Below are 23,695 nucleotides of genomic sequence, written 5' to 3'. Positions count from 1 at the left end.
AATTTTGTTTTCATTTAGAGAAGTACTGGCAGCCGTACAGGCTTATGGGAAAGCACATCAGTTTATAATGCAGCACAAGTTATGGAAGTGGATACTGATACCAGGCATCGTGTACTGCATACTGTTTATGACGGGGATTTATTTTGTATGGGGATATTCAGGGGACTTTGTTGAATATCTTTTTAACCTGCTTCCGATAAAAGATTGGATCCAGGACCTGGAAAGCAGCTGGATCAGTTTCTTTTTTATCCTGCTGGGTCTCTCCATCCGAATCATGATTTTGCTCCTCTATTTTTCTTACTACAAATATCTGTTCCTGGTATTGGGGTCGCCCCTGTTTTCGTACCTGTCGGAAAAGACGGAAGCACTGCTGGAAAGAAAGGAATATCCTTTCAGCTGGCAACAGTTCTTCAAGGATATGATCAGGGGTATTAAGCTTTCACTACGCAATAGTCTGAACCAGACGCTGTGTGTGATCGCATTCATTATACTATCTTTTATACCTGTAGTAGGCTGGATTACGCCACTGTTTGCCTTTTTCATCGAGGCATATTTCTATGGCTTTTCCATGGTAGACTATAGCTGTGAAAGACATAAACTGAGCACTAAGCAAAGTATTCAATTCATACGTGCACACAGAGGTATTGCCCTTGGCAATGGTATGGTGTTTTATTTAATGATGTTCATTCCTATATTAGGATGGATCATGGCTCCTTCCTATGCAGTGATTGCTGCAACTATTCACTTATCTGATAAACGCCTGTTACATGGAGCAACCTGGTAAAGTATACCTGATTCCTACTGTGTTGAGCGCAGACGCACTGCACACTATTCCGCCCTATATTACGGCGGCCGTACAAAAGATCAGCGTATTCTTTGTGGAGAATGAGCGAACAGCCAGAAGGTACCTAAAAGCACTGGACAGGAGTATTAATATCGATAACTTACAGTTATTGCTCATGCACGAGAATCATCCTCCGGATACAGCACTGGCCAAAAAGCTGCTGCTGTCAGGTAAGGATATCGGCATCATGAGTGAGGCAGGATGCCCCGCGATTGCAGATCCCGGGCACCTGGTAGTAATGGCGGCTCATAGTGTGGATGCCCCTGTGATCCCAATGGTAGGACCGAATTCTATGCTGATGGCATTGATGGCATCCGGCATGAACGGACAGAACTTCCAGTTTGTGGGCTACCTGCCTGTGAAGCCACCAGAAAGGGTGAAGGCGATCAAAGACCTGGAACTGGAGTCATTGAAAAAACACCAGACACAATTGTTTATAGAAACGCCTTATAGAAACAATCCTTTACTAAAAGATATTTTAGCTACCTGTAAAGACACTACCCTGCTGTGTATAGCAGCGGATATCACAGGGCCGGAAGAGTTTATTAAAACGAAAACAGTCAAAGCCTGGAAGCAGCAACTGCCGGAACTGCATAAGAAACCGGCCATCTTTCTGCTAATGGCACAATAAAAAAACGCTTTTGCCTATGGCAAAAGCGTTTTTTTATTGCGTGGCTTTTTTAATAAACCGGATCCTTTACAGACAGTACACTGTCTACTATAAAATTGCTAAATCCCCGCCAGGGAAGTGCACCGAGATATTCCTTGTAATGCAGCTCTACAAACTTACCACTGCTGCGCATCAACTGCTCCGCTACCTTATCGCTGGTGACTGAAAACCGGAACTCATTGGATTGTAAAGCACCGGGCTGCCTGGAACGATAGCCACTCTGTATCAGCCTGCCTTCGTACGTTTTGAAAACATAACCTTTCTCCACAAAGTAGTTCAGCTCACCGGCTTTCACGCCCCGGCCAAACACGAAATAATACCTGTAACCTACTACTCCCGCTATCAGCAACACCACCACTGCTATTACAGTAAAAAGGAACCTGCCCATAGTATGTATTTTTATTAAAGTCCGTATTGGTCTATCAGGTACAGTAAACCTGCCATGCTGAATGCGCCCAGTTCCAGCTCACGCTTGTTCACCTGTGAAAATACATCGTTCGCTGCATGGTGCAGGTCGAAATATCTTTGTGAATCGGGCAACAGTTCTCCCATTGGCGTACCAGTTGCTTCTGCCAGCTGGCCCACATCTACACCGCCACCTTCTTCTGTGAAATCAGTCACTTCGTAAGGGCGGAATAAGGGCGCCCATGACTGGATCTTCGCTTTCTTTTCCGCAGGCATGGTAAATGCAAATCCACGGGGTGTAAATCCACCTGCATCACTTTCCAGGGCGAAGATATGCTGTTCATTTTTCGCTTTGGCTACTTCTGCATATTTTTTACCCCCACGGGTGCCGTTTTCTTCATTTGCAAACAATACGACCCTGATAGTATGCTTAGGACGAATACCCAGCGCCTTGAAGGTTCTCAGTACTTCAATAGACTGTACACAACCAGTACCGTCGTCATGCGCCCCTTCATTTACATCCCATGAATCCAGGTGACCACCTACGGTGATGATCTGCTCAGGGTGCTCACTACCTCTCAGCTCAGCAATCACATTGTGACCGATGGTGTCGGGCAGCATCTTCGCATTGGTACGAAGATATACTTTCAGGTCCTTTTCATCTTTCAGCCGGTTGCTCAGCAGGTCAGCATCTTCCAGACCGATTGCTACCGCAGGGATCTTTGGATATGCCGTATCATAACCCATTGCACCGGTATGCGGAAAATTGTTCGCCCCGTGAGACATAGAACGTACGATTACCGCCGTTGCACCATACTTAGCTGCTGCACTGGCACCACGCCCCCTGTACTTCACCGCATCGCCATAAGATTCGAAGGTATGAATGAAGGTGGGATTGAAATGGTAGTTATAAAAAACGATCTTTCCTTTTACCTGGTCTTTCTTTGCTTCCAGGTCTTCGAAAGAGCTTACTTCTATTACGGGAGCCGTGATACCAGCAGGGCCACTACCTACAGAGTTACCAAGGGCCAGTACTGCCAGTGGCGGAATGTAGTCACGGCGACGGCTGATGATGCGGGCTTCTTCTTTTGCACCTCTTACCCAGTGAGGCACCATACACTCCTGTAAGTATACGGTATCAGCACCAGCTTCTTTCAGGGTCTTTACCCCCCATTTTTCGGCCTTGACCATGCCTGGTGAACCTGCCAGGCGGCCACCTACCTCGCTGGTCAGTACTTTCAGGTTAGCATAGGCCTTACTGTTGGTCAGGATTTCGTTGGCAATACGGCGGAAGGCCAGGGAATCGTCCTCTTTCTGTTGCGCAAGCGACGGTAGGGTGCATGTAAGCAATACCGGCAGGATGTATCTTCTCATAAACATATATACTCGGTCAATTTAAGGGCTAAAACTAATCATTAGTACCTGTTAATTCAAAATTAACATAGATGGACGGCTGTTTCCAGAGGAGGAATTCCCTGTTTTGGATGCCAACAGCCGCCGTTAATCCCAAATTCCCGATATGTCATCTTAAAATGTTATAATTTTGTGGGACCTGTAATAATGTAAGCCGTGTTCTGCAAGAAGCGTTCTGCATTCGGTGTTATCCATTCTAAAAAAATAAACATGCGTATAGGAATAGTATGTTACCCTACTTATGGCGGTAGTGGCGTACTGGCAACTGAACTTGGAAAGGCCCTGGCTGATAAGGGACATATGGTACATTTTATCACGTATCAGCAACCTGTAAGATTGAATGCCTTCCATGCCAATATATATTATCACGAGGTGCAGGTGCCTACCTATCCTCTTTTTGACTTTCCTCCCTATGAGTCGGCTTTGAGTAGTACTATGGTGGATGTAATTCTCAACCAGCAGCTGGATTTGCTGCATGTGCATTATGCAATTCCACATGCGTCTACAGCTTATCTTGCCAAGCAGATTGTGAGCAAAACTGGTCGTATAGTACCGTTTATCACCACGCTCCATGGTACGGATATTACCCTGGTGGGCAAGGATAAGACCTATGCCCCGGTGGTGACTTTCTCTATTAATGAGTCCGACGCGATTACGGCGGTTTCCAACAACCTGCGAGAGGAGACCTATAAATCCTTCCAGATTGAGAAAGACATTGAAGTTATTTACAACTTTGTTGATACTGAGCGTTTTAAGCGCCGGGAGGCAGAGTTGAAGCACTTTAGGGACGCGATTGCGCCAAATGGTGAGAAGGTATTGCTGCATGTGTCTAACTTCCGTAAAGTGAAGAGAGTGCCGGATGTGATCAAGGTGTTTGCACAGGTGAGAGAGCAGGTTCCTGCTAAGCTGTTGCTGGTGGGGGATGGTCCGGACAGGCCAGCGATTGAGTGTATGTGCAGGGATATGGGGCTGTGTGGTGATATAAGGTTTGTGGGGAAACAGGAGCAGCTGGAAGATGTGATGTCTATTTCAGATTTGTTTATACTGCCTTCTGAATATGAGAGTTTTGGTCTGGCGGCGCTGGAGGCGATGGCGGCGGAGGTACCGGTGATTTCTTCGAATGCAGGTGGATTGCCGGAGGTGAATATTCATGGGGAGACGGGGTATTTGAGTCATGTGGGGGATGTGCATGGGATGGCTAAGCATGCGATTAAGTTGCTGAAGGATGAGAAGAAATTGGCGAAGTTGAGGAAGGGGGCGTTGGAGCAGGCGCAACGGTTTCATATTGATAATGTGATTCCGCAGTATGAGGCGTTGTATGAGGAGGTGATTAATAGGACGCTTGTATTAAATAGCTAAAAAAATCGGGTGATAAGCTTCGCTTATCACCCGATTTTTTTGGGTAAAAGAATAGCGCCGGTCTGACGACCGGCGCTATTCTTTTTGGAATAAACGAAGAGGGGCGTCTTATAGACGGCCCTCTTCGCTATTATTTTCTACGGATCCAGCTTTCAGGGTTTTGTCTTACCACCCCTTTATAGATCTGCAATTCTACTTCTCCTAAGTTTTCCAGTTCATTCGTACCAGCGGTACCTATCACCTGCCCTGTCGTGACCTTATCCCCTGATTTTACATTTACAGATTGCAAACGGGCATAGTTTGTAAAGTACTGACCATGTCGGATGATGACCAGCGATCCTCCACCGGGAATCACCGCTACCTTTCTCACTTCACCGGTAAAGATTGCTTTTACAGGTGCTCCTTTAGCAGTACCAATGATCACTCCATCATTCTCTACCGTAATCCTTTCCATCACCGCGTGTTGCTGGCGGCCAAAGTGGCCTATTACATTACCGGATGCTACCGGCCATGGCAATTTACCCCTGTTGCTTTCAAAGCTTTCTGAGAGTGCCAGGGCTTCTGGTGTGGCTTCGAGCACGTTTTCAGTACGTACTGGTTTATCCTCTTCCACTGGTGCCGGCGGCGGGGTCTTCACCACTTCCGGTTTAGGCTCTGGTGCTGCGGGTCTCGGTTCAGGATTTTTGGCAGTGTTGTCAGCAGGCTTATTGGCCGCAGCAGCTGCTGCGGCAGCGGCGGCAGCTTTGCGGGCAGCTTCTTCCCTACGTTTCTTTTCTTCAGCTGCTCTACGTTTGGCCAGTGCTTCCTCTTCTGCCTTCTTACGTTCCAGTTCTATTTCACGACGAATTACCGCCTGAATAGCAGCCTGTACTTTCTGGGCATCCTTCTTATTCTTGTTAATATCTGCTACCAGTTCTTTTTCCCTGCCTTTCAGACCAGTGAGCACGTCATCTTTCTCCTTCTTATCGGCTTCGAGAATGGTGCGTTGTTCCTGTTCTGTCTTCAGCGTACCGGAGCGTTTTTCTTTCTGCTCGCGCAGGCTCTCAATCTTCTTGTTCAGCAATACCTGGGTAGACAGGATATTGTCTGCCTGACGGCGACGGTAATCACGGTATTGTTTCAGGTATTGATAGCGCTTGATGGCGTCGTTGAAAGTCTGGGCAGAAAAAATAAAGTTCAGCATGTCGTAAGTACTACGATTTTTGTACGCATATACGACCAGCTGTGCATATTGTGACTTCAGGGTATCCAGGTCTTTTTCCAGGGTCTTGATGTCACGATAAGCAGTATTGATATCTCCGTTGATGAAGTTGATTTCTTCGTTGATACTATTGATGAGGCGTGAGCGCAGGGAAATCTTTTCTTTCAGTGCCCGCAGCTGGCTGAGGCTTTCCCTGGTAGATTTTTTGGTTTCTTTCAGGGCCTGATTGGCTTCATCGATTTCTTTCTGCAGCTCTCTTTTTCTATGCTCAAGTTCTTCCCGCGATTGAGTGGGCGCCTGTGCGTGGAGCAAGGCCGGTAGTAATCCTATTGCTAATACTAATGGGAGAAACTTCTTCAGATTCAGCATGATGGTTTTAAAGATAACTGCAAAATAGCAATTTACAAATTTCATGTACAATACAGCACATTACAAACTATTCCTTTGAATAAGAAGCCGGGATCGAGAATGGATAGCTGACAGGCTGGTCAAAGTCAACCCTGTTAAATTCCATGTTGATCTTTGTAACGCCTTTGGCTTCTACAAAAACGCGGCGACGGGTTGCAAACTTATGTCCCCCCATTGTTTTGTATTCACCGTAGGTCAGTTCGCAGGAGCGTCCTTTCTCCTTATCCGTGTCCATTACTTTGCTCTGCTGCAATACATAGTCATCTGCAAATACGTTGAACAGGCTTGTAAATACGTCACTTTCACAGCTGAACGAGATCACGGCCGGCGTCTTTACTACCTGGAAGATAGAATCTGTCAGGAAGATCGGGTTGCCGACAATCATGTCCTGCAATGTTTTGAAATCGAATGGAATATTGAGAAGATCCTGTGCGTTTTTCATATCGCGCAGGTAGACTTTTTTATCCAGTTTATTCACTGCCCTGAGGCTATCCGGTGTGATGATAGCGCGTGCTACTTCACCAATGATAGGTGCGGATACTGAGATCCAGATCACGCTATCTTTTGTCATGCGGATATTAGCTGTTACTTCAGGGGGCGATTTGGTATCGGATTCATAATCCACTTTCAGCTTGGCAGAAAAGGTGTTGTAGGTAATTACATTGTTGTGGAGCTTATTCAGCAAATCTTTATTAAAGGCTGTGGTTGCTGCGTTGCCTGCGCTGTCAGCCACTGTAGTATGTTTTGAAGTATCTGTGACAGGAAAAGAAGTACCGGTTATGTGTCGGCTATGCCTGCATGAAAACAGTCCCGTGCTTACAATACCTAATGTTATAAGTGCTAATGTTTGCTTCATCATGATCTTTTGTTATCCCTTATTCACGTTCTGTTGCCAGTATGTACCGCTTTTCTGCTATTTTGCGGGCAAGGCCTACAGAGTTAGCGCCTTTTTCCTTTGCCAGGCGCCAGTATTCCAGGGCTTTGTCCACATTGTGGAGGTTAAAGAGTATATCGCCATAGTGTTCCAGCATACCTGGATTTTCTTTTGCCTGCGGCGATTGCAGTGCCTTCTCCATCCATTGCTTTGCCAGTTCGTACCTGCCCATTCTGAACATTACCCAGGCATATGTATCCATGTAATTGATACTGCCGGGTTCCAGCTCCAGCGAATGGCGGGACATCGATTCTGCTTTTTGCAATTGTTCCCCTCTCAGTGACAGGTAGTAGCTATAATTGTTCAAAACGGTGGCATCGTTGGGTTTCAGCAACAGAGAGCGGTCGTAACTGCTATCTGAATCTTCGTGCTGCCCTGTGGCATGATATGCATCTCCCAACAGGGAATATACATCTGCCTTCATACTCTTGTCTACATTTCCATTTATCAATGCCTCGTTAAGCGCTTCGATAGATGCCGGATAATTTTGTAGCAAAAAGTTGGCCACCCCTTGAAAATAATGCCCCATAAATTCCTTTGGGAAGCGCTGAGCGACTACATTACTCACTTTCAGTAAGTTAGCCGGGTCTTCCTTACGGCTATAAATCCACATCATCTGGTACCATACGCTGTAACGTGTGGAATCGAGTGACACTGCTTTTTTGTAATCATACAGTGCACTATCCAGCATATTGGCCTGGGAATACATATCCGCCTGCAGTGCATAGGCTTTAGCCTCTTCGGGGTGTGCTTCTATGACCAGCTGCGCCAGTTGTAACCCTTCCCGCAGCTTGGTCGTATCTGTACCCTGCATTTGCAGGTATGGATATACGTATGAAACCTTTTCGTCAATGTTGTAATCAGGATTGGCAAAAGCCCTGGTGAGGTAACTCCAGTACTGGGCATGGTTCCCACTCTTTTTGGCATAGTTGGCCAGTGCGATCAGTGCCCTGGGGTTAGCAGCATCCAGCTCCAGGCTGCTTTTGTACAGCGCTATAGCTTCATCCTGCCGGTCATTGGCGCTATAAATATCCGCCAGCAGCAGGTAATATCTTACTTCGCCGGGGTATTGGTTGACTAGTTTGTGAATCTCTTCGGCAGCATCATCTACCCTGTCCAGTTTGAGCAACAACCTTTCTTTCTGGATAGCCAGCTCTTCTACCAGGCCAACTTTCTTTTCCAGTTGGTTGAAGACGGCGAGGGCAGCCTCCGGTTGTTCAGCTTTGGTGAGAAACATCCCTTTGTTATAGAGATATTCATCATTATCCGGGTATTGAATAGCCAGCTTGCCATAAACGGCAGCCGCGCTATCAAACTGACCTGCTATACCAAAGGCATCGGCCAGGGTAATCTGGAACCACTTATTGGTGGTATCCATGCTGGCGGCACGCTTTGCAAAACCCAGTGCATACCCCGGATTGCGGACTTCGATGAACAGTCGTGACAGCTCGTAATAAGCAGTGGGATTGGTCTTGATGAGGCGCAGGTAATCGGAGAACTGGGTAATAGCGGTGCGGTAATCGCCTAAGATCTTGGAGCGTTCGGCAGCAAAAAACAGGCTATCCGCACGCTGCTGCAGGATCGTAGGATCTTTGATATAGATAGTCGTGCTACGACCAGAGGTAGTGGGCCTGCTGCTTTTACAGGCACTTAAAAAGCCTGCTGCCAACAGTAAGAACAACAACACACCCGCAAAACGACTAAAGTCTGGCAGATGGGTTGCGCGTTGTGTGGCAGTTTCGTTCTTTTTAAGAGACCTGTGCATTATTATGATTTTCCGGTGTGTCCAAAACCACCGGCTCCCCGGTCGGTTTCGTTAAGCAGCTCTACGGCTTCCAGTTTGGCCTGAATAAAAGGAGCAATAATCATTTGGGCGATCCTTTCACCTGGGGCAATCACCTGCTGCTCGTTAGACAGATTGATCATGATAATCTTAATTTCCCCCCTATAATCAGCATCTATCGTACCAGGCGTATTAAGAAGCGTCAGGCCTTGCTTGATGGCCAGGCCACTGCGGGGTCTAACCTGTGCTTCATATCCTGTAGGTAGCTCCATGAACAGGCCGGTTGGCACCAGTACCCTTTCGAGGGGTTGCAGGGTGATGGCTGTTTCAAGGTTTGCTCTCAGGTCCATGCCCGCCGCTTCGGCTGTGGCATATGAAGGAAGTGGATTCGCAGATTTGTTAATTATTTTGACTGTAATAGCTGCCATTGGACAAAGATATTACTAATTATCTGGTTTAACGAGTATAAGGCACTTCCTCCTTCTCTAACAATACGGTTGCGTAAGCGACTACACCTTCTTCCCGGCCTACGAATCCCAGCTTTTCAGTGGTGGTAGCTTTGATAGATACCTCTTCGGTAGTCAGCTTCAGGATATTGGCAATAACTTCCTGCATTTGAGGTACATAAGGTTTGATCTTGGGTGCCTGCAGGCAAAGTGTGCTGTCTATATTTACCACCTGGTAGCCTTTCTCAGCAATGAGCTGCTGGGTGCGCTGCAACAGGATTTTGCTGTCTATACCTTTGTAAGCATTGTCTGTATCGGGGAAATGAACACCAATGTCACCCAGGCTGGCTGCGCCCAGCATAGCATCGCAGATGGCGTGCAGCAGCACATCGGCATCGCTATGGCCCAGGGCCCCTTTGTGGTGAGGCACCAGTACGCCCCCCAGCCAGAAATCTCTTCCTTCCGTTAATTGGTGAAAATCAACGCCTAATCCAATTCTCAGTTTGCCCATAGTTGTCGTTAAAATAAGTGGTTCTGGGTGCAAATTAAAAATCCCCCGGAAATATCCGAGGGATTTATATATTTTAAAAAAATATTAACTATTTCAGGATCAGCTATCTTACCATGTAGCCTCGTTCTTGTCGGCCTTGAAGCCCAGGTCAAACACAAGCGAGAAGCGGAGTGTATTGGACAGGGGGTTACGCTGGATGCCGTTTCCGGAAGGAACCAGGTAAGAAAAGTTCAGACCGAACATATTGTATTTAACCCCGATACCGGCAGTTACATACTTACGGTTACCCTTGTTTTTGTTTTCATAGAAGTAACCAGTACGTACAAAGAACTGGTCATTGTAGGAGTATTCACCACCGGCAGATACGCTTATTTCCTGCAGTTCTTCAGACATACCACCGGGTGCATCGCCAAAGGAGGAGAAGATACCGGATATCACGCTCTTGTTCCTGTAGTCGCCGTTGCTGTCTGGTGTAGGCACCAGCAGTTTGTTGATGTCCAGGGCCAGCATGATCTTGTTCATCTGGTCCAGACCGAAGGTGTAGGAAGTACCCAGGCCCATGTTGGTAGGAATAAAATCCTTATTGGTAGCGGAAGATGTGTAGGAGATCTTGGTACCTATGTTGGTAAAGGCCGCACCTACATTCCAGGTATTTTTCACCCCATCGTCCTTTTCAAAATCTTTGGTATAGAACAGGGACAGATCTGTAGCGAAAGCTGTACCTGGTTTGATCACCTGACCGTTTACGTCGCCGCTGGCCAGGTTCGAATAGATGTAACGTGCTGCGATGGCCACAGAAAAGTTGTCAGACAACTTACGGGAGTAACCTGCATCCAGGGCATACTCACGGGGGCGGAAATCGGACGTTGGGGTACCGTTAATGTCGGTAAAATTGATGGTACCGAGGGAGAAGTACCGCAGTGAACCCGAAACGGTCTGGAACTCATCCAGCTGGTAATAACCTGCTAACGTGGCAAGAAATACATCGTTCACCAGTTCTTTTAACCAGGGAGTGTAGGTAACAGAGATGGCAGATCTTGTAGTGGCAAAAGGCAGTTTAGCCTGGTTCCAGTAGATAGAGTTAGCATCAGGAGACGTGGCAACACCGACATCACCCATAGCACCAGCCCTTGCGTCGGGAGAAATACGCAGGAACGGCACCGCTGTATTGATGGTGTTGGTACGACCATCCAACTGGCCGGTGGTAATTTGTGCTGCGGTTGATAAGCTAAGGAACAGGCAACAGATGAAAATAAGATTTTTAGCTGTGACCGTCTTGTTCATGCAATTATACATGCAATAGTGTTTAGAACGAAATGTAAAAATAATTCCAAATTTAGAATAATCATTAACAGGGGCCTGGCTAGGGATTTGCGAATCTAGTCTATTCTTTTGATGCATAGGTCAATATAAGATCACTTTTCCACCTAAAATCTTCGTTTTGCCATTAGCATTTACCATGATATTATAGAAATAGATCCCAGGCGGCATTTTGGATCCGGCATCGTTCCTGCCGTCCCAATTCGCCCCTAGATAACGGCTACCCGCTGCATTTATTGTATGGCGGATAGTTTTTATTTGCTGCCCTGCCAGGGTATAGATCCTGATTATTACATCAAGGTCTTCGCCCTGCCGATTATGCTCAAGCGTAAATGATGTCTGGTCATGAAAGGGGTTTGGATAGCACCCGGCACCCTGGAAGAGTACCTGCGATGACTGGACCACTTTGAACCGCAACGTGTAAGTTCTGGAATTGTTGTAGGTATCCCATACTTTAATTGTTAGTGTATGCGACCCGGCGGTTAAACCATACAGCGGGTAGGTGATGGCACCCGACTGGTAGCTATCCGGCGAAGCCTCAAAGAAATTGTTCAGTATATAATACTGGTTGTTGTCTTCATCGAGAATGGCAACTATATCATGACCAATTCCATTTCCCGTGGTATTTATGCCATGAAGGTCGTAAAGCTGTAGGTATAATACCGGGTTTTCACTGGTAATATCTCCGTCGACAAATCCACTTCCATTGAGATAACCACTAATAGTGGGACCCTGGGTATCAGTATCCGTTTCCGTAGCACTGCCTGTAACCTGGAATGCGGCGTACATGCCTCCTGCTGTGGTCACACTATCCGTACCAAAGTAGCTGATGCTACCTGCTCCCGTGGTGTAATCAATATCCAGTGGAACTATAAAGGTACCGGAAATCTGGCCATTTTTTATCGTTTGCTGTCCGCTAAATAAAACATGTTGCCGCAAATAGTAACTTGTTTTCGTACTTCCGGCATCATTCCCAAGGGTATATTGCTCCGCAGGCTTGTCGTATACGGTAGTATACATTTTGCCATTGTAATCGGTTACAGTATTGCCCTGCGCATCTTCTACGTGTGCTTTGAACGTATATTTTCCCATAGCCTTCATCGTATCTGCAACATTGCCATTTGCATCCAGCAAAGAGTCTGTTACAACACGATACGACGGAAAGGCAAGTGTGAGCGCAGGATCGCCCAGGAGCTGAAACTTTCTGTTATTGGGAATATCACTATAAGTGCTGTAGGTAAGGTTCTTGGCTTCCATGGCTGCGGTGCCAAGGGTAGGCATTTTACCATCGATACCGGGTGCGAGGAGCTTAGTCAGGTAGTTGGCATTCAATACCTTGTTAGAGGCTGCAAATACTGCCCTGGTGGTTGTCATCAGTGCGATGCCACCACCATTCTCCTGGAGTAAGACCTGCTCTCCCAGCGAATTGTAGGCCGGGTTATCAAAAGGTGCGAAATCGCAGGTAGCGGTAATGAATAAGGGTAATTTTGTGCCGTTCTTCCAGGAAGCAAGAGAAGAAGCATCCATGATTACTTCTTCTGCCAGGCGGGAATAATTACCATGGCCAGTGTAATTCCAGATCAGTGTTCCATCATATATATCTTCGGCAATGGCCGTATTTACAGCCGGATAACGGCTACCGCCGGCATCAGGTACTTTGGTATAAGCATCGAGGTAAATCTTGTTGATATTGCCCGCAGGCCATTGCTGTGTGGTGATGTCGCTCATGCTTTCTGCATCCTGCAAATGCAGGTTGCTGTCCCCATCGTCTGCAACAAAAGTGATATGTTGCTGCCAGCGGCCAAACCGGGAAGCGTTGTGGTAATTGATTATTTTATTGACAACGACATTGGCCTCGGTGGTGTTTTTGACTGGTAAGCGCCCTACTCCTACTACCATTTGATTGGCCATGCCAGCGTCGTTGATATCATCAGCATCTGAGAGAAAGCCAAAGAAATCATCAGAAGGATATGCGTAAATAGGATCTATAGATATGGTGGTTTGCCAGGTAGGTACCAGATTAGTATTGCCGTTAATACGATATTTATAATCATATGAAGCATCGCCGAATAATAATACATATTGCAGCCCACCCCTGTCATAACACATTTTGATAAAATCACGAACAGCGGTAGGATCAGGACTACCAGAGGCAAACTCCGTATATATTTGAGACACATCTACAACCTGTACTGACAAACCATCGTGCGATGTATGCCAGGCAGCCAATCGCTGTGCTTCGGTAAGCAATGTGCCTGTAGTGATAATCAGCATATTTACACCACTGATGCCGTGTAAATCCTGGTTGGCGACAGTGCCCATGTAAGCCGGGGTGAGAATACCCTGGTGGTCGAAAGCCACATATTCATGTAGTGAAGTGGATGCACGGGTAAATGATAATGTACTACCACTCAGGCTGGTAGCTAGTTGTATGGGGGTGATGGGGTCGGTAATGTCCCAGATGCTTGTTTGTGCACTGGCGCTTTGCAGTAAGAACCTGGCGGTTTGACCGATAGAGTTGGCATCTCTGAAAAAGAGAGGTGCATTTGTTGGTAGTTGTAAAGGGAGGCGTGCATTCAGGTTGATATAATCTAACCAGCCTGTTGCACCACTGGCACCCGGTGTGAAAGTAAAATTTATTGTTACGCCTGCGCCAGAAGGTGTTGCCGTAAAGGTACCTGAAGTGGTGGTGGCAAATGCTTCGAAGATATTGCCGGTGATGGCGCCAAGTGTCAATGAGCCGGCAGTATTACCATTGATAGCAATATCGAATTTGCTGGTTCCCCCGCTACGTGCCCCTACTCTTGTATTGATACTAAACGAGGTGGGTGTAAATGGCAGTGTAAAAGGGATGGTTCTGGTAGTTTGGGAGGAGCTAAAAGCAGGTCCCCACCATTGTTTACCACTCTGCAACAGGTTCAGACTATCATTTTCATAATAGTCATGATAGTCAAAACGCTGTATGGTGATAGTTGCTGTGGGGGTGGAAGCATCCGTTGCAATGCGCTTACCGCCGCTGCCAACCTGTAAATAATAATAAGCTGTATCGCTGTAAAGATTGAGTGTATGCGTGTAAGTGCTACCCTGGTAGTTCCAGCTATGAGGGCCGGGGGCGTAAAACAGCAGGTAATCGTCTACTGCCATCAGGGCTACTTCCGGGAGGTCGTCATACCTTGTGCTGCTAACAGCTTCGGGCAACATACGGCCACCGGTACCATACAGGCGAATTGCTGCAGTAGTATTGATACCCATGCTATTCAGCAGGGTCTTATCGATTTTATAAATTCCTTCGCGGGCAATGGCCAGTTTATACCAGGAGCCTGAAGCGAGTACGGAATGGTCTGTATGGGGTACTGTACGGGCTGCCGTATACCCCGGCACCAGCCAGGTCGCCATACCTAACAGTATGTAATACAGTCCATAAAATTTCATGCAGGGAATTTGCGCAAACATAACAAAATTACTCTATATTTATTCCCTGAATCGACCAACCAGTTGGCACTGGAAAAAGGAAAAATTGCTTACCATATCACAGCATATCCTGAAAACCGTATATTAGTATACCAAAAGGGGAAAACCTTGTGAACATAAGCAAATTAGGGGACGCAGATAATATTAAATTAATACGTATGCCATCCTACCCTTGAAAATGCAAAGCATTGATTTAAAACATTATACGTCTAATTATAACGCAAAGGCTTACAGATTAATTATTTTTACTATAAAATAAAATGTGCTAAATTTGCGTTTACCATAAACATCAAATAATAAAGTTGAATCGCATGCATAGATTAACCTCTGTCTCATTCCTCTTAGGCGCCAGTGTCATGCTGTCAATGACTGCCTGTAATAAGAATGGCGGCGGGGCCTTCAGTAAAAAGAAGGAGAAATCCACCGCTACCGGCTGGAACTATAACGACCCAAAAATGGGTGGTTTCAGTGTGGCAAAAAATAAAGATCAGCAAACTGGCCCTGGTCTTGTATTCGTACAGGGTGGTACCTTTGCCATGGGTGCAACCGAACAGGACGTAATGGCTGACTGGAATAACATTCCACGTCGTATTACTGTATCATCTTTCTATATAGATGAGTCAGAAGTAGCCAACGTACACTATCGTGAGTACCTGCACTGGTTACGTCGCATGTACAATGAGTCTTTCCCTGATGTTTACCGCAAAGCACTGCCAGATACCCTGGTATGGCGTAGCGAGCTGGCTTACAACGAGCCACTGGTAGAATACTACTTCCGTCACCCTGCCTATAACGATTATCCGGTGGTAGGTGTGAACTGGAAACAAGCTGTTGACTACTGTAAATGGCGTTCTAACCGTGTGAACGAAAAGCTGCTGATTGACAAAGGACTGCTGTCTAAAACAGATATGAACAATCAGGCCGATGACAATACATTCGACACCAAGGCTTACACAGCTGGTCTGTACGAAGGTATTCCCGGCAAGATGACCAAACAAACCAAAGAACAGTTCAGAAACGCGGATGGTTCTCCACGTACTGCCCAGTTCGAGGATGGTGTAATGTTACCAAACTACCGCCTCCCAACAGAAGCTGAGTGGGAATATGCGGCACTGGGTTACATTGGCCAGAACCCTGGTCCTTCCAAGAAAGAAGGTAAACGTGGTGAGGAGTTGATCATGAACAAACAGGTGTATTCCTGGGGTACCAACAACAGCGGTTTGAGAGATATCCGCCGTGGTGCATGGCAAGGTCAGTTCCTGGCTAACTTCAAACGTGGTTCTGGTGATAACATGGGTATGGCCGGTGGTCTGAATGACCGTGCGTCTATCCCTGGTCCGATCACTGCTTACTTCCCGAATACTTTCGGTATCTATAATATGTCTGGTAACGTGAGCGAGTGGGTACTCGACGTTTATCGTCCGCTGAACCCAATCGACGGTGATGACTTCAACTACTTCCGTGGTAACAAGTTCCAGACTACTTATATGAATGGCGAAAATGAGCCTGAAAAGGATAGCCTGGGTCACCTGAAAATGCGTGATGTAACTGATGAGGAAAGTGCTAACCGTCTGAACTACCAGAAAGGTGATGTAATCAACTACCTGGATGGTGATACCTTGTCACAGGTTGAGTATGGTTATGGTGTAACTTCCCTGATCAATGATAAATCTCACGTGGTGAAAGGTGGTAGCTGGAATGACCGCGCTTATTGGCTGTCTCCTGGTACACGTCGTTACATGCAGGAAGATATGGCGACTAATACAGTTGGTTTCCGTTGTGCAATGGACCGTGTAGGTAGCCCTGAGGGTAATAAGTTTAAAACAGGTAACCTGTTTAAGAAACAACGTCAGAAGAGATAGTTTGAACTTAAATAACAAAAAGAAAGCCGCTGTCGAAGACAGCGGCTTTCTTTTTGGATACGCGCTCTTGCAGAGAGCATTAAAAGCTTAAAAATTTATTGCCAGATTTCGAGGATCTCTTCTGTGTGATTCTTTGTATCTGGTTTGGAAATGATCTTATCAATCACACCATTTTCATTAATGAGGAAAGTAGTTCTGTGCGTTCCATCATACACCCGCCCCATAAACTTCTTTTCACCCCACACACCATACTGCTCCACAATCTTCCTATCTTCATCCGCTAATAAAGGAAACGGCAATTCATACTTTTCTGCAAATTTCCGATGGCTCTTTTCTCCATCCGTACTTACGCCTACTACTGCATATCCCTTCTTCAGCAATGCGGAATAATTATCACGCAGGTTACAAGCCTGTGCCGTACATCCCGGCGTCATATCTTTTGGATAGAAATACAGTATCACTTTCTTTCCTTTCAGATCAGACAGGGAAACCTTATTACCTGACTGATCTACCCCTTTAAATACCGGGGCTTTATCTCCTTCTTTCAAATACGTCATCTTGTAAATTTAAATGTATACACCGATGCATTACCGGCTAAATCAGTAACAGTCAATGTCAGTGTATGGCTGCCCGCGGGGCAGTGGTTATCGAAGTTATATGTCAGTACATTGCTACGGCGAGAGAACATCAGCCACTTGCCATCCAGTTCTGCACGGTAACTCTTAATACCATTTGCATCGCTCATGGCAAAAGACAGTTTAGTTGCCTTAGAGAGGTTGGCCCCACTCTTCAATCCACCGATAATAGTGATCTTAGGTGCAATAGTATCTACTGCCAGGTGGAAGGCGCCGAACTCCCTGAACTTACCTACATACCAGCCATTATCTACGGTAGTACCCGTAATGGTTTCGCCCAGTCCTTCCCTGACCATTACCACCTTATTCGCCAGGTTAGCCGGCAGCGGCTTTTCTGGTTTCAGACGGAGGTTGAAAGGTGTGTGTACCGGCACCAGGGGCGTATGCAGGCGATATGCAGGAAACCCGCTCTTACCATCCAGTTCTGCATAGTTGAAACAGATCTTATCGTACAGCGCCGTTTCATCCAAATAAAATTCCACCTGGTTATTTTCAAAGATATTCCTTGACTCTGCATACATGGTATTTGCACAGGAAGGCTCCTTTTCTGACTCACCACTCTGCTGAAGCGTTACTTTTACTACGCTGGTATTGCCATAGGCATCCTTTACCTGCATCTTTACAGGATGTGGCTTGCCATCAGACAGGTCCAGTACCCCATCTCCCTGTATATCCTGGTAGATGCTCAGCTTATTGCCAGGCAGGGTGAATAACAGCTGTAGCCATGGACCCCCGCCTTTCTTCGTTTTATAGTCTATATGCGCATTGATGTACAGCGACTCGTCAAAACCAATGTTGTCGATGGTGAAGCTCGTGTTAGGCACATCTTCGTCGAACAATACCACCTGGTAAATACCATAGGTATTCGGCGCTGTGGGGCTCATCTTATCCACTGCACTCAAACCCAATCCTACGCTGGCAGCCTTTACTTTTACCACCGGTTGGGTAGTTACATATTCGCCGCCTACTTTCTTTACAGGCAGTATAACAGGCGATTGATCATAGATGCTCCGTTCCATATCGTAGATCGCTATGCGGGATACGACAGGTGCCGTAGCATCTGCTATGTCGAAACCAAATAATAACGGATTCAGTCCATGTTCTGTCTGGGTACTCCTGATCTCGAAGTGCACGTGCGGACCTGCGGAACCACCGGTATTACCACTCCATGCAATGAGATCACCTTTCTTTACAGGAAATTTGCCAACAGGGATTTTCAGATCCTGTACCCAGCTTTCGGCAGCATACTGCTGTTGCTTTACGTATTCTTCCAGTGCAGGGAAGAAACGGTTCAGGTGACCATATACGGTAGTATACCCATTGGGGTGGGTGATATAAACAACATTGCCATACCCGGTATGAGACACGCCTATGCGGCTTACATAACCATCTGCGGCGGCATGCACCAGCAGGTTTTCCCTTTGCTGGGTTTTGATGTCAAGACCCGCGTGGAAGTGGTTAGGGCGGAGTTCGCCAAAGTTACCTGCCAGTTGGATAGGTATATCCAGTGGATTGCGGAAGTATCCACGAGGATAGTTTTTCTCTGGTAACTGCGCATGTAACAGCTGCGGTAGGAGGATACAAAGTCCAAGGATTCGTTTGATCATGTTACAAAAATAAGGATCAAACGATTTCATTTGCCTCCGGCAAAAGAAATCGTTTGAGAGGCAAGGCCGCGGCCGGCTTTCGAAGCGGATGTTATCCTTATATTTGTAATACATGACTCCAGCACTCACAGGCGATAAGATTAGACAGCTATTGATCCACATAGCCGGCTGCGTTACCTTCCTGGCGCTGCCTATCGTCTTTTCTCCTGATGCCAACAACTTATACGACCTGCTGCGGTTCCCGCCAGCCATGAAGGATTTTATCGTATATGTGTTGTTGCTGCTATTCTTTTACTTCAATTTCTTCTGGCTCATACCTACGTTTTACTTCCGAAGAAAGTATGTTAGCTTTTTTGCACTGGCCATCATTTGCTTTGGGTTGATTGTATTACTGCCTAATGCACTGATAGTGGGTGACAATGTGTTTCACCGCCCGCCACCTGGCATGCCGCCCCCCTTCAGAGACCACCCGGAGCCGCCAAAGCACTCCCTGTTGGTAGATATGGGGCACGAAGTCTTCCTATTCCTGGCTGTGTTCTTTTTCTCCCTCATTCTGAAAATCCGCAACCGCTGGAAACAGGCAGAACAGGAGAAACTCAATGCAGAACTGTCTTACCTGAAAGCACAGATCAATCCGCACTTCCTCTTTAATATTCTCAATAGTATTTACTCGCTGGCTGTGGTAAAATCGGATGAAACGCCTACCGCCGTGATCAAACTCTCCGGCATGATGCGCTACGTGCTCAATGATGCCGGCCATCACATGGTTCCCTTATCCCGGGAGATTGATTATATCCAGGACTATATTGAGCTGCAGCGTATCCGCTTCGGTTCTTCACTACCACTGACTTTTACAGTGAATGGCGTGCCTTCGGGCCAACTGATTGCACCTTTAATACTCATTTCATTTGTGGAAAACGCCTTCAAATACGGCATCAATGCTTCTGAGGATGCAGACATTCAAGTAGCCATCTCCATAGAAGAGCAGCTATTGCAATTTCATGTATTCAACAAAAAAGTTACCTTCAATGACATCCCTGCTGCCAGCAGTGGCCTGGGTATAGAAAATACGAAGAAACGCCTGGAACTCCTGTATTCCGGCAGACATACACTGGAAATTACGGACGCTGCTGATCACTTTTCCGTTTCACTCTCATTGCAACTCTTATGATCATACAAGCTATTGCCATAGATGACGAATTGCCGGCACTCACCCTGATCTCAAACTTCTGTGAGCGGATCGATTTCGTGCACCTGCAGCAAACGTTCAACAAACCGGAAGCAGCCCTGCAATATATCTCTCAATCTCCTGTAGATCTGTTATTCCTCGATATCAACATGCCTTCCATTCCAGGCACTGATTTATATAAATCTATTACCCAGCAACCCATGGTGATCTTCACTACCGCACATAGTGAATATGCAGTAGAAGGCTTTAACCTGAATGCAGTAGATTACCTGCTAAAGCCCTTTACTTTCGAGCGTTTTCAACAGGCAGTACAAAAGGCACAGGCTCAGCTGAAATACCAGCAAAGCCTGCAAAAGAACGACCAGCAGCAACTGGTATTACGTGTGGATTACGGGTTAACAAGAATTGAGCTGAAGGATATACTGTTTATAGAAGGCTTAGACGATTACCTGAAAATTCATCTTCTCAATCAGCCGCCCCTCGTGATCCGTATGACTATGAAAGTGATGTTGGAAAAACTGCCCGCACATGCCTTTGTACGGGTACACCGATCGTATATCGTACCCTTATCAAAGATTGACCAGGTCAGGAACAAAACAATACTGATCGGCGCCCAGGAAATTCCTATAGGTAGTAGTTACGAAGCAAACTTTCACAGCCAGTTTAAATAGAGAAAGGCGCATCTGCCGACACGCCTTTTCAAGTTCATTCAATCTATATCCACTTACTTAGCTTCTCCTAATTTATGTTTCTTAGGATAGTTAAATAAGATACTTGTCAGAATAGGAATTGCAAAGATGCTCACTGTGATGATAGAAGTTGCCCAATCAGCTTCGTGACTACCCAGGAAAGTAGCAAATGCACTGCCTTTGAAGAAGTGCTCATATACCGCCAGCAGCAGTTTGATACCCAGTACACCGATCACGAGGAAAGCAGCCGTTTCCAGGAAAGGATATTTCTCCATCAGTCTTACGAAGCCCTGTGCCACAAATCGCATAGCCAGGATACCGATAAATACACCGGTCCATATCAGAATGATATTTTTGCTGAATGCCACAGCGGCAAACACGTTGTCAAGTGAGAAAGCCAGGTCCATTACTTCTACCACAGCTACTGTAGCCCAGAATGGGCCCATCCAGCCGATAGTATGTTTGTAAAACCAGTTTTGCGTTTTATCTACAGCTTCAGGTTCTTCATTTGATTCAGTCTGTTTCTTCTTGGCAGCTTTCTCTTTGAAATAGTTAAAGGTGAGGTACACCAGGTACAAGCCACCTACTGGTTTCAGCCACCAGAACTGAATGAGGAAGGCAGCAAATGCCAGGCAGATACCACGGAATACGTAGGCACCGATGATACCGTATTTTAATGCTCTGTTACGTTGTTCTTTGGGGAGGTCCATTACCATGGTCGCCAGTACTGCGGCATTATCCACGGATAGCAGGCTTTCGATAATGATCAGGTTACCGATAACTAATAAAGAAGGGATAGGATTATTAATGATCTCCTGGATAAATTCGGTCATGTTAAGTTTCGCTTTTTTTAGGTTTGTAAAACTAACTGGTTTCTGTCATCCATACAAGTATTCCAAAAAAATCGCCGATACCAGGCCGGTATCAGCGATTTTTCTAAATATAATATGATCCGGGTGTTATCCGGCATAGCGATCTACGTATTCCTGCAGGCCGCCGCGCTGGCCAGCGCCGACAGCTTCGAAACGCCAGCGGTTCTCTCTCTTATAAATACGGCCGAACTCGACCGCTGTTTCTATTGAGAAATCTTCCCCCAGTTCATAGCGCAGAATTTCCTGGTTGCTGTTTGCATCATATACCCTGATGAAACTGTTGCGTACCTGCCCGAAGTTTTGCTTGCGCTGGGCGGCGTCGTGAATGGTCACTACTACGCACAGTTCCTTGATGGCCGGGTTAATTACGGACAGGTCTACCGTTAGCGTTTCATCGTCTCCCTCACCAGCGCCGGTACGGTTATCCCCGGAGTGCTTCACTGCCTTATCCGGCGATTCCAGGTTATTATAAAATACAAAATATTCATCAGCAGGAATCTTCCTGTTTTCTCCCAGCATGAATACAGAAGCATCCAGGTCAAACTCCGACCCGGAGTGCGATTCATTTACATCCCAGCCCAGTCCGATGGTGAATTTCGGTAATGCCAGGTCTGCTCTTTCACCTTTTTGCAGATTGATTGCCATAGCGCATTTTATTTTGCATGATCAAAAGCCGCCAGCTGCAAAAGCTGATCCAGCGGCTGCTTATCTGTAGTTGTCAATGAGGCCGTCATTCCGGCTCTGGTAGCTCCTTCCACGTCTGCCAGCGGATTATCGCCCAGGTGCCAGATATGCACAGGTGATAATCCCGCGCCATGCAGGTAGCGGGCTTTTTCCAACAGTTGTGCAAAGAACTGTGGTGCCGGTTTGGAATGCCCTATTTCATCTGAATACAACTGGAAGGAAAAATATTGTTCCCACCCTAACTGCTGCATCAGCCTGCGCAATGCCGGGCCTTGTATAAAGCCAGTGTTGCTCAGTAAGCTGATGGTACGGCCGGTGGCCCTGATACTTTCGAACAGTGCATTCAGATTGTTGTATAATGGTACGGGCGGATATTGAAAGAACAATTCTTCCAGTGCCGTATAGCAATTCATTAATTGTTTTTCTGTGATCCCTTTCACCTCTCTGCCCAGCTTATGCAAGCATAGCAGGTAAATTTCAAAAGTGTGCACATTCCTGCCCGTCACTTCATTCATATTATTTACCAGCACATCTACTTCCCGCATTGCAGCTTCCACAGCAGCCGGTGGGTGTTCGTACAGCTGGAAGCACTTACGGAATCCAGCTGCCCGCAACTCCTTGTAGGCAGGGTTGGAACGGATGAGTGTCAACCATACATCCAGTGAGATGTGCCTGATATTTTCAGTCGCGATCAATACACATAGTTTTTCAGGATTTCCACAAAGCTGTCATTCGGCTTTGGTTCACCCAGTGCCCTGAACTTCCAGGTACCGTCTTTACGATATACCTCGGCGAAGATCATACCCTGCATATTATTGTATGCTGCATCGCCTGAAAGGCTGAAGCGGGCAATCTCTTTACCGTTTTTATCTACCGCGCGGATGAAGGCGTTTTCCACCATACCAAAGTGCTGATTGCGCTGACGCCCCTGGTAGATTGTGACCAGGAACAGGATCCGGTCATACTTCTGATCCAGGCTATCCAGTTTTACGATGATCTGTTCATCATCTCCGTCTCCGGCGCCGGTACGGTTATCGCCGGTGAGCCAGATATGCCCGGAGGGGTGCTGCTGGCTGTTGAAGAAAATCACATCGCCCTGGTGGAGGCTGATATTGCGACCATCATTTGTTCTGACTGTCCTGCCCAGATCTGCCACTTTTCCATTCTTGTCAAGGAGGAATGCAATTGCATCCAGGTCATATTCTTCTTCTTTGCTGCCACCTAATAATTTCCCAAAAAATCCGCCACTATTGGATTTGCGGATGTCCCATCCCAATCCTATTGTTACAGCAGACAGATCGAAGCTCTCTCCTTTGTCATTCTTGCGTAGGTCAATGGTTTGTCCCTTTACTAAATTTATTGCCATTTTAAATCCTGGGTTGTTAGATTATA

At 46.5% G+C, this 23,695-nt stretch carries 21 protein-coding genes; 6 read left to right on the top strand and 15 right to left on the bottom strand.

The features are described from left to right. Positions 1–4 precede the first annotated feature (4 nt). Together ABDW16_RS11200 and ABDW16_RS11195 are read left to right on the top strand one after the other, a co-directional pair. Positions 5–784, top strand: coding sequence for an EI24 domain-containing protein (locus ABDW16_RS11200; RefSeq protein ID WP_343669792.1), 780 nt, complete (start codon positions 5–7; stop codon positions 782–784). After that, entirely contained in the window at positions 768–1,475 is a 708-nt protein-coding gene (locus tag ABDW16_RS11195; protein WP_343669790.1) for an SAM-dependent methyltransferase, read from the top strand. Before ABDW16_RS11200 ends, ABDW16_RS11195 begins: the two co-directional genes overlap by 17 nt. A 49-nt stretch (positions 1,476–1,524) precedes the next feature. Here the strand turns inward: ABDW16_RS11195 and ABDW16_RS11190 are convergent, their stop codons facing one another. Both ABDW16_RS11190 and ABDW16_RS11185 read right to left on the bottom strand, forming a co-directional pair. Beyond that, entirely contained in the window at positions 1,525–1,902 is a 378-nt protein-coding gene (locus ABDW16_RS11190; protein ID WP_343669788.1) for a hypothetical protein, read from the bottom strand. A gap of 14 nt (positions 1,903–1,916) precedes the next feature. Then, positions 1,917–3,293 (bottom strand): M20/M25/M40 family metallo-hydrolase, encoded by a 1,377-nt coding sequence (locus tag ABDW16_RS11185; protein WP_343669786.1) that lies wholly within the window; start codon positions 3,291–3,293, stop codon positions 1,917–1,919. A gap of 249 nt (positions 3,294–3,542) precedes the next feature. Between ABDW16_RS11185 and bshA the strand changes: the two genes are divergently transcribed. Next, positions 3,543–4,691 carry an N-acetyl-alpha-D-glucosaminyl L-malate synthase BshA gene (gene bshA / locus ABDW16_RS11180; RefSeq protein ID WP_343669784.1) on the top strand — a complete coding sequence of 383 codons (1,149 nt, stop codon included), beginning with the start codon at positions 3,543–3,545 and terminating at the stop codon, positions 4,689–4,691. Positions 4,692–4,821: 130 nt separating this feature from the next. Here the strand turns inward: bshA and ABDW16_RS11175 are convergent, their stop codons facing one another. From ABDW16_RS11175 to porU, 7 genes are all read right to left on the bottom strand, one after another. Continuing rightward, positions 4,822–6,306 carry a peptidoglycan DD-metalloendopeptidase family protein gene (locus ABDW16_RS11175; protein WP_343669782.1) on the bottom strand — a complete coding sequence of 495 codons (1,485 nt, stop codon included), beginning with the start codon at positions 6,304–6,306 and terminating at the stop codon, positions 4,822–4,824. 22 nt (positions 6,307–6,328) lie between these two features. After that, positions 6,329–7,159, bottom strand: coding sequence for a DUF4292 domain-containing protein (locus tag ABDW16_RS11170; RefSeq protein ID WP_343669779.1), 831 nt, complete (start codon positions 7,157–7,159; stop codon positions 6,329–6,331). 16 nt (positions 7,160–7,175) lie between these two features. Beyond that, entirely contained in the window at positions 7,176–8,999 is a 1,824-nt protein-coding gene (locus ABDW16_RS11165) for a tetratricopeptide repeat protein (RefSeq protein ID WP_343669777.1), read from the bottom strand. 2 nt (positions 9,000–9,001) lie between these two features. Continuing rightward, a complete protein-coding gene (gene dut / locus ABDW16_RS11160) occupies positions 9,002–9,445 on the bottom strand; it encodes a dUTP diphosphatase (protein WP_343669775.1) in 444 nt (147 codons plus the stop codon). 28 nt (positions 9,446–9,473) lie between these two features. After that, the gene (gene ispF / locus ABDW16_RS11155; protein WP_343669773.1) at positions 9,474–9,974 is read right to left on the bottom strand and encodes a 2-C-methyl-D-erythritol 2,4-cyclodiphosphate synthase; all 501 of its coding nucleotides are present in this window, start codon (positions 9,972–9,974) and stop codon (positions 9,474–9,476) included. A gap of 108 nt (positions 9,975–10,082) precedes the next feature. After that, the gene (gene porV / locus ABDW16_RS11150) at positions 10,083–11,270 is read right to left on the bottom strand and encodes a type IX secretion system outer membrane channel protein PorV (protein ID WP_343669771.1); all 1,188 of its coding nucleotides are present in this window, start codon (positions 11,268–11,270) and stop codon (positions 10,083–10,085) included. Between the two features lie 108 nt (positions 11,271–11,378). Next, the gene (gene porU / locus ABDW16_RS11145; protein WP_343669769.1) at positions 11,379–14,726 is read right to left on the bottom strand and encodes a type IX secretion system sortase PorU; all 3,348 of its coding nucleotides are present in this window, start codon (positions 14,724–14,726) and stop codon (positions 11,379–11,381) included. Between the two features lie 350 nt (positions 14,727–15,076). On the opposite strand from porU, the gene ABDW16_RS11140 reads away from it, so the two are divergent. After that, on the top strand, positions 15,077–16,627 hold the full coding sequence (locus ABDW16_RS11140) for an SUMF1/EgtB/PvdO family nonheme iron enzyme (protein WP_343669767.1): 1,551 nt from the start codon (positions 15,077–15,079) through the stop codon (positions 16,625–16,627). A gap of 95 nt (positions 16,628–16,722) precedes the next feature. Here ABDW16_RS11140 and bcp read toward each other — a convergent pair whose 3' ends face one another. Together bcp and ABDW16_RS11130 are read right to left on the bottom strand one after the other, a co-directional pair. Then, complete coding sequence (gene bcp / locus ABDW16_RS11135; protein ID WP_343669765.1) at positions 16,723–17,184, bottom strand: thioredoxin-dependent thiol peroxidase; 462 nt, start codon at positions 17,182–17,184, stop codon at positions 16,723–16,725. Then, positions 17,181–18,869, bottom strand: coding sequence for a peptidoglycan DD-metalloendopeptidase family protein (locus ABDW16_RS11130; RefSeq protein WP_343669764.1), 1,689 nt, complete (start codon positions 18,867–18,869; stop codon positions 17,181–17,183). The genes bcp and ABDW16_RS11130 overlap by 4 nt, the downstream gene beginning before the upstream one ends. A 112-nt stretch (positions 18,870–18,981) precedes the next feature. Here ABDW16_RS11130 and ABDW16_RS11125 point away from each other — a divergent pair, with 112 nt between their 5' ends. Further along, on the top strand, positions 18,982–20,040 hold the full coding sequence (locus tag ABDW16_RS11125) for a histidine kinase (RefSeq protein ID WP_343669762.1): 1,059 nt from the start codon (positions 18,982–18,984) through the stop codon (positions 20,038–20,040). Further along, positions 20,037–20,729 carry a LytTR family DNA-binding domain-containing protein gene (locus ABDW16_RS11120; protein ID WP_343669760.1) on the top strand — a complete coding sequence of 231 codons (693 nt, stop codon included), beginning with the start codon at positions 20,037–20,039 and terminating at the stop codon, positions 20,727–20,729. Before ABDW16_RS11125 ends, ABDW16_RS11120 begins: the two co-directional genes overlap by 4 nt. 53 nt (positions 20,730–20,782) lie before the next feature. Here ABDW16_RS11120 and ABDW16_RS11115 read toward each other — a convergent pair whose 3' ends face one another. The 4 genes from ABDW16_RS11115 to ABDW16_RS11100 all read right to left on the bottom strand — a co-directional run bounded on the left by ABDW16_RS11115 (position 20,783) and on the right by ABDW16_RS11100 (position 23,669). Then, on the bottom strand, positions 20,783–21,580 hold the full coding sequence (locus ABDW16_RS11115) for a TerC family protein (protein WP_343669758.1): 798 nt from the start codon (positions 21,578–21,580) through the stop codon (positions 20,783–20,785). Positions 21,581–21,706: 126 nt separating this feature from the next. Next, on the bottom strand, positions 21,707–22,264 hold the full coding sequence (locus ABDW16_RS11110; protein ID WP_343669756.1) for a TerD family protein: 558 nt from the start codon (positions 22,262–22,264) through the stop codon (positions 21,707–21,709). An 8-nt stretch (positions 22,265–22,272) separates the two neighbouring features. Next, the gene (locus ABDW16_RS11105) at positions 22,273–22,998 is read right to left on the bottom strand and encodes an HAD family hydrolase (RefSeq protein ID WP_343669754.1); all 726 of its coding nucleotides are present in this window, start codon (positions 22,996–22,998) and stop codon (positions 22,273–22,275) included. Next, positions 22,995–23,669: a TerD family protein gene (locus tag ABDW16_RS11100; RefSeq protein WP_343669752.1), complete on the bottom strand. Its 675-nt coding sequence runs from the start codon at positions 23,667–23,669 to the stop codon at positions 22,995–22,997. Before ABDW16_RS11100 ends, ABDW16_RS11105 begins: the two co-directional genes overlap by 4 nt. Positions 23,670–23,695: the final 26 nt, after the last annotated feature.

Origin of the sequence: Chitinophaga sp., from assembly GCF_039596135.1 — a bacterium.
Lineage (GTDB): Bacteria > Bacteroidota > Bacteroidia > Chitinophagales > Chitinophagaceae > Chitinophaga.
Note: the sequence above shows the minus strand (reverse complement) of the source record. Positions and strands in the feature narration are given on the sequence as shown.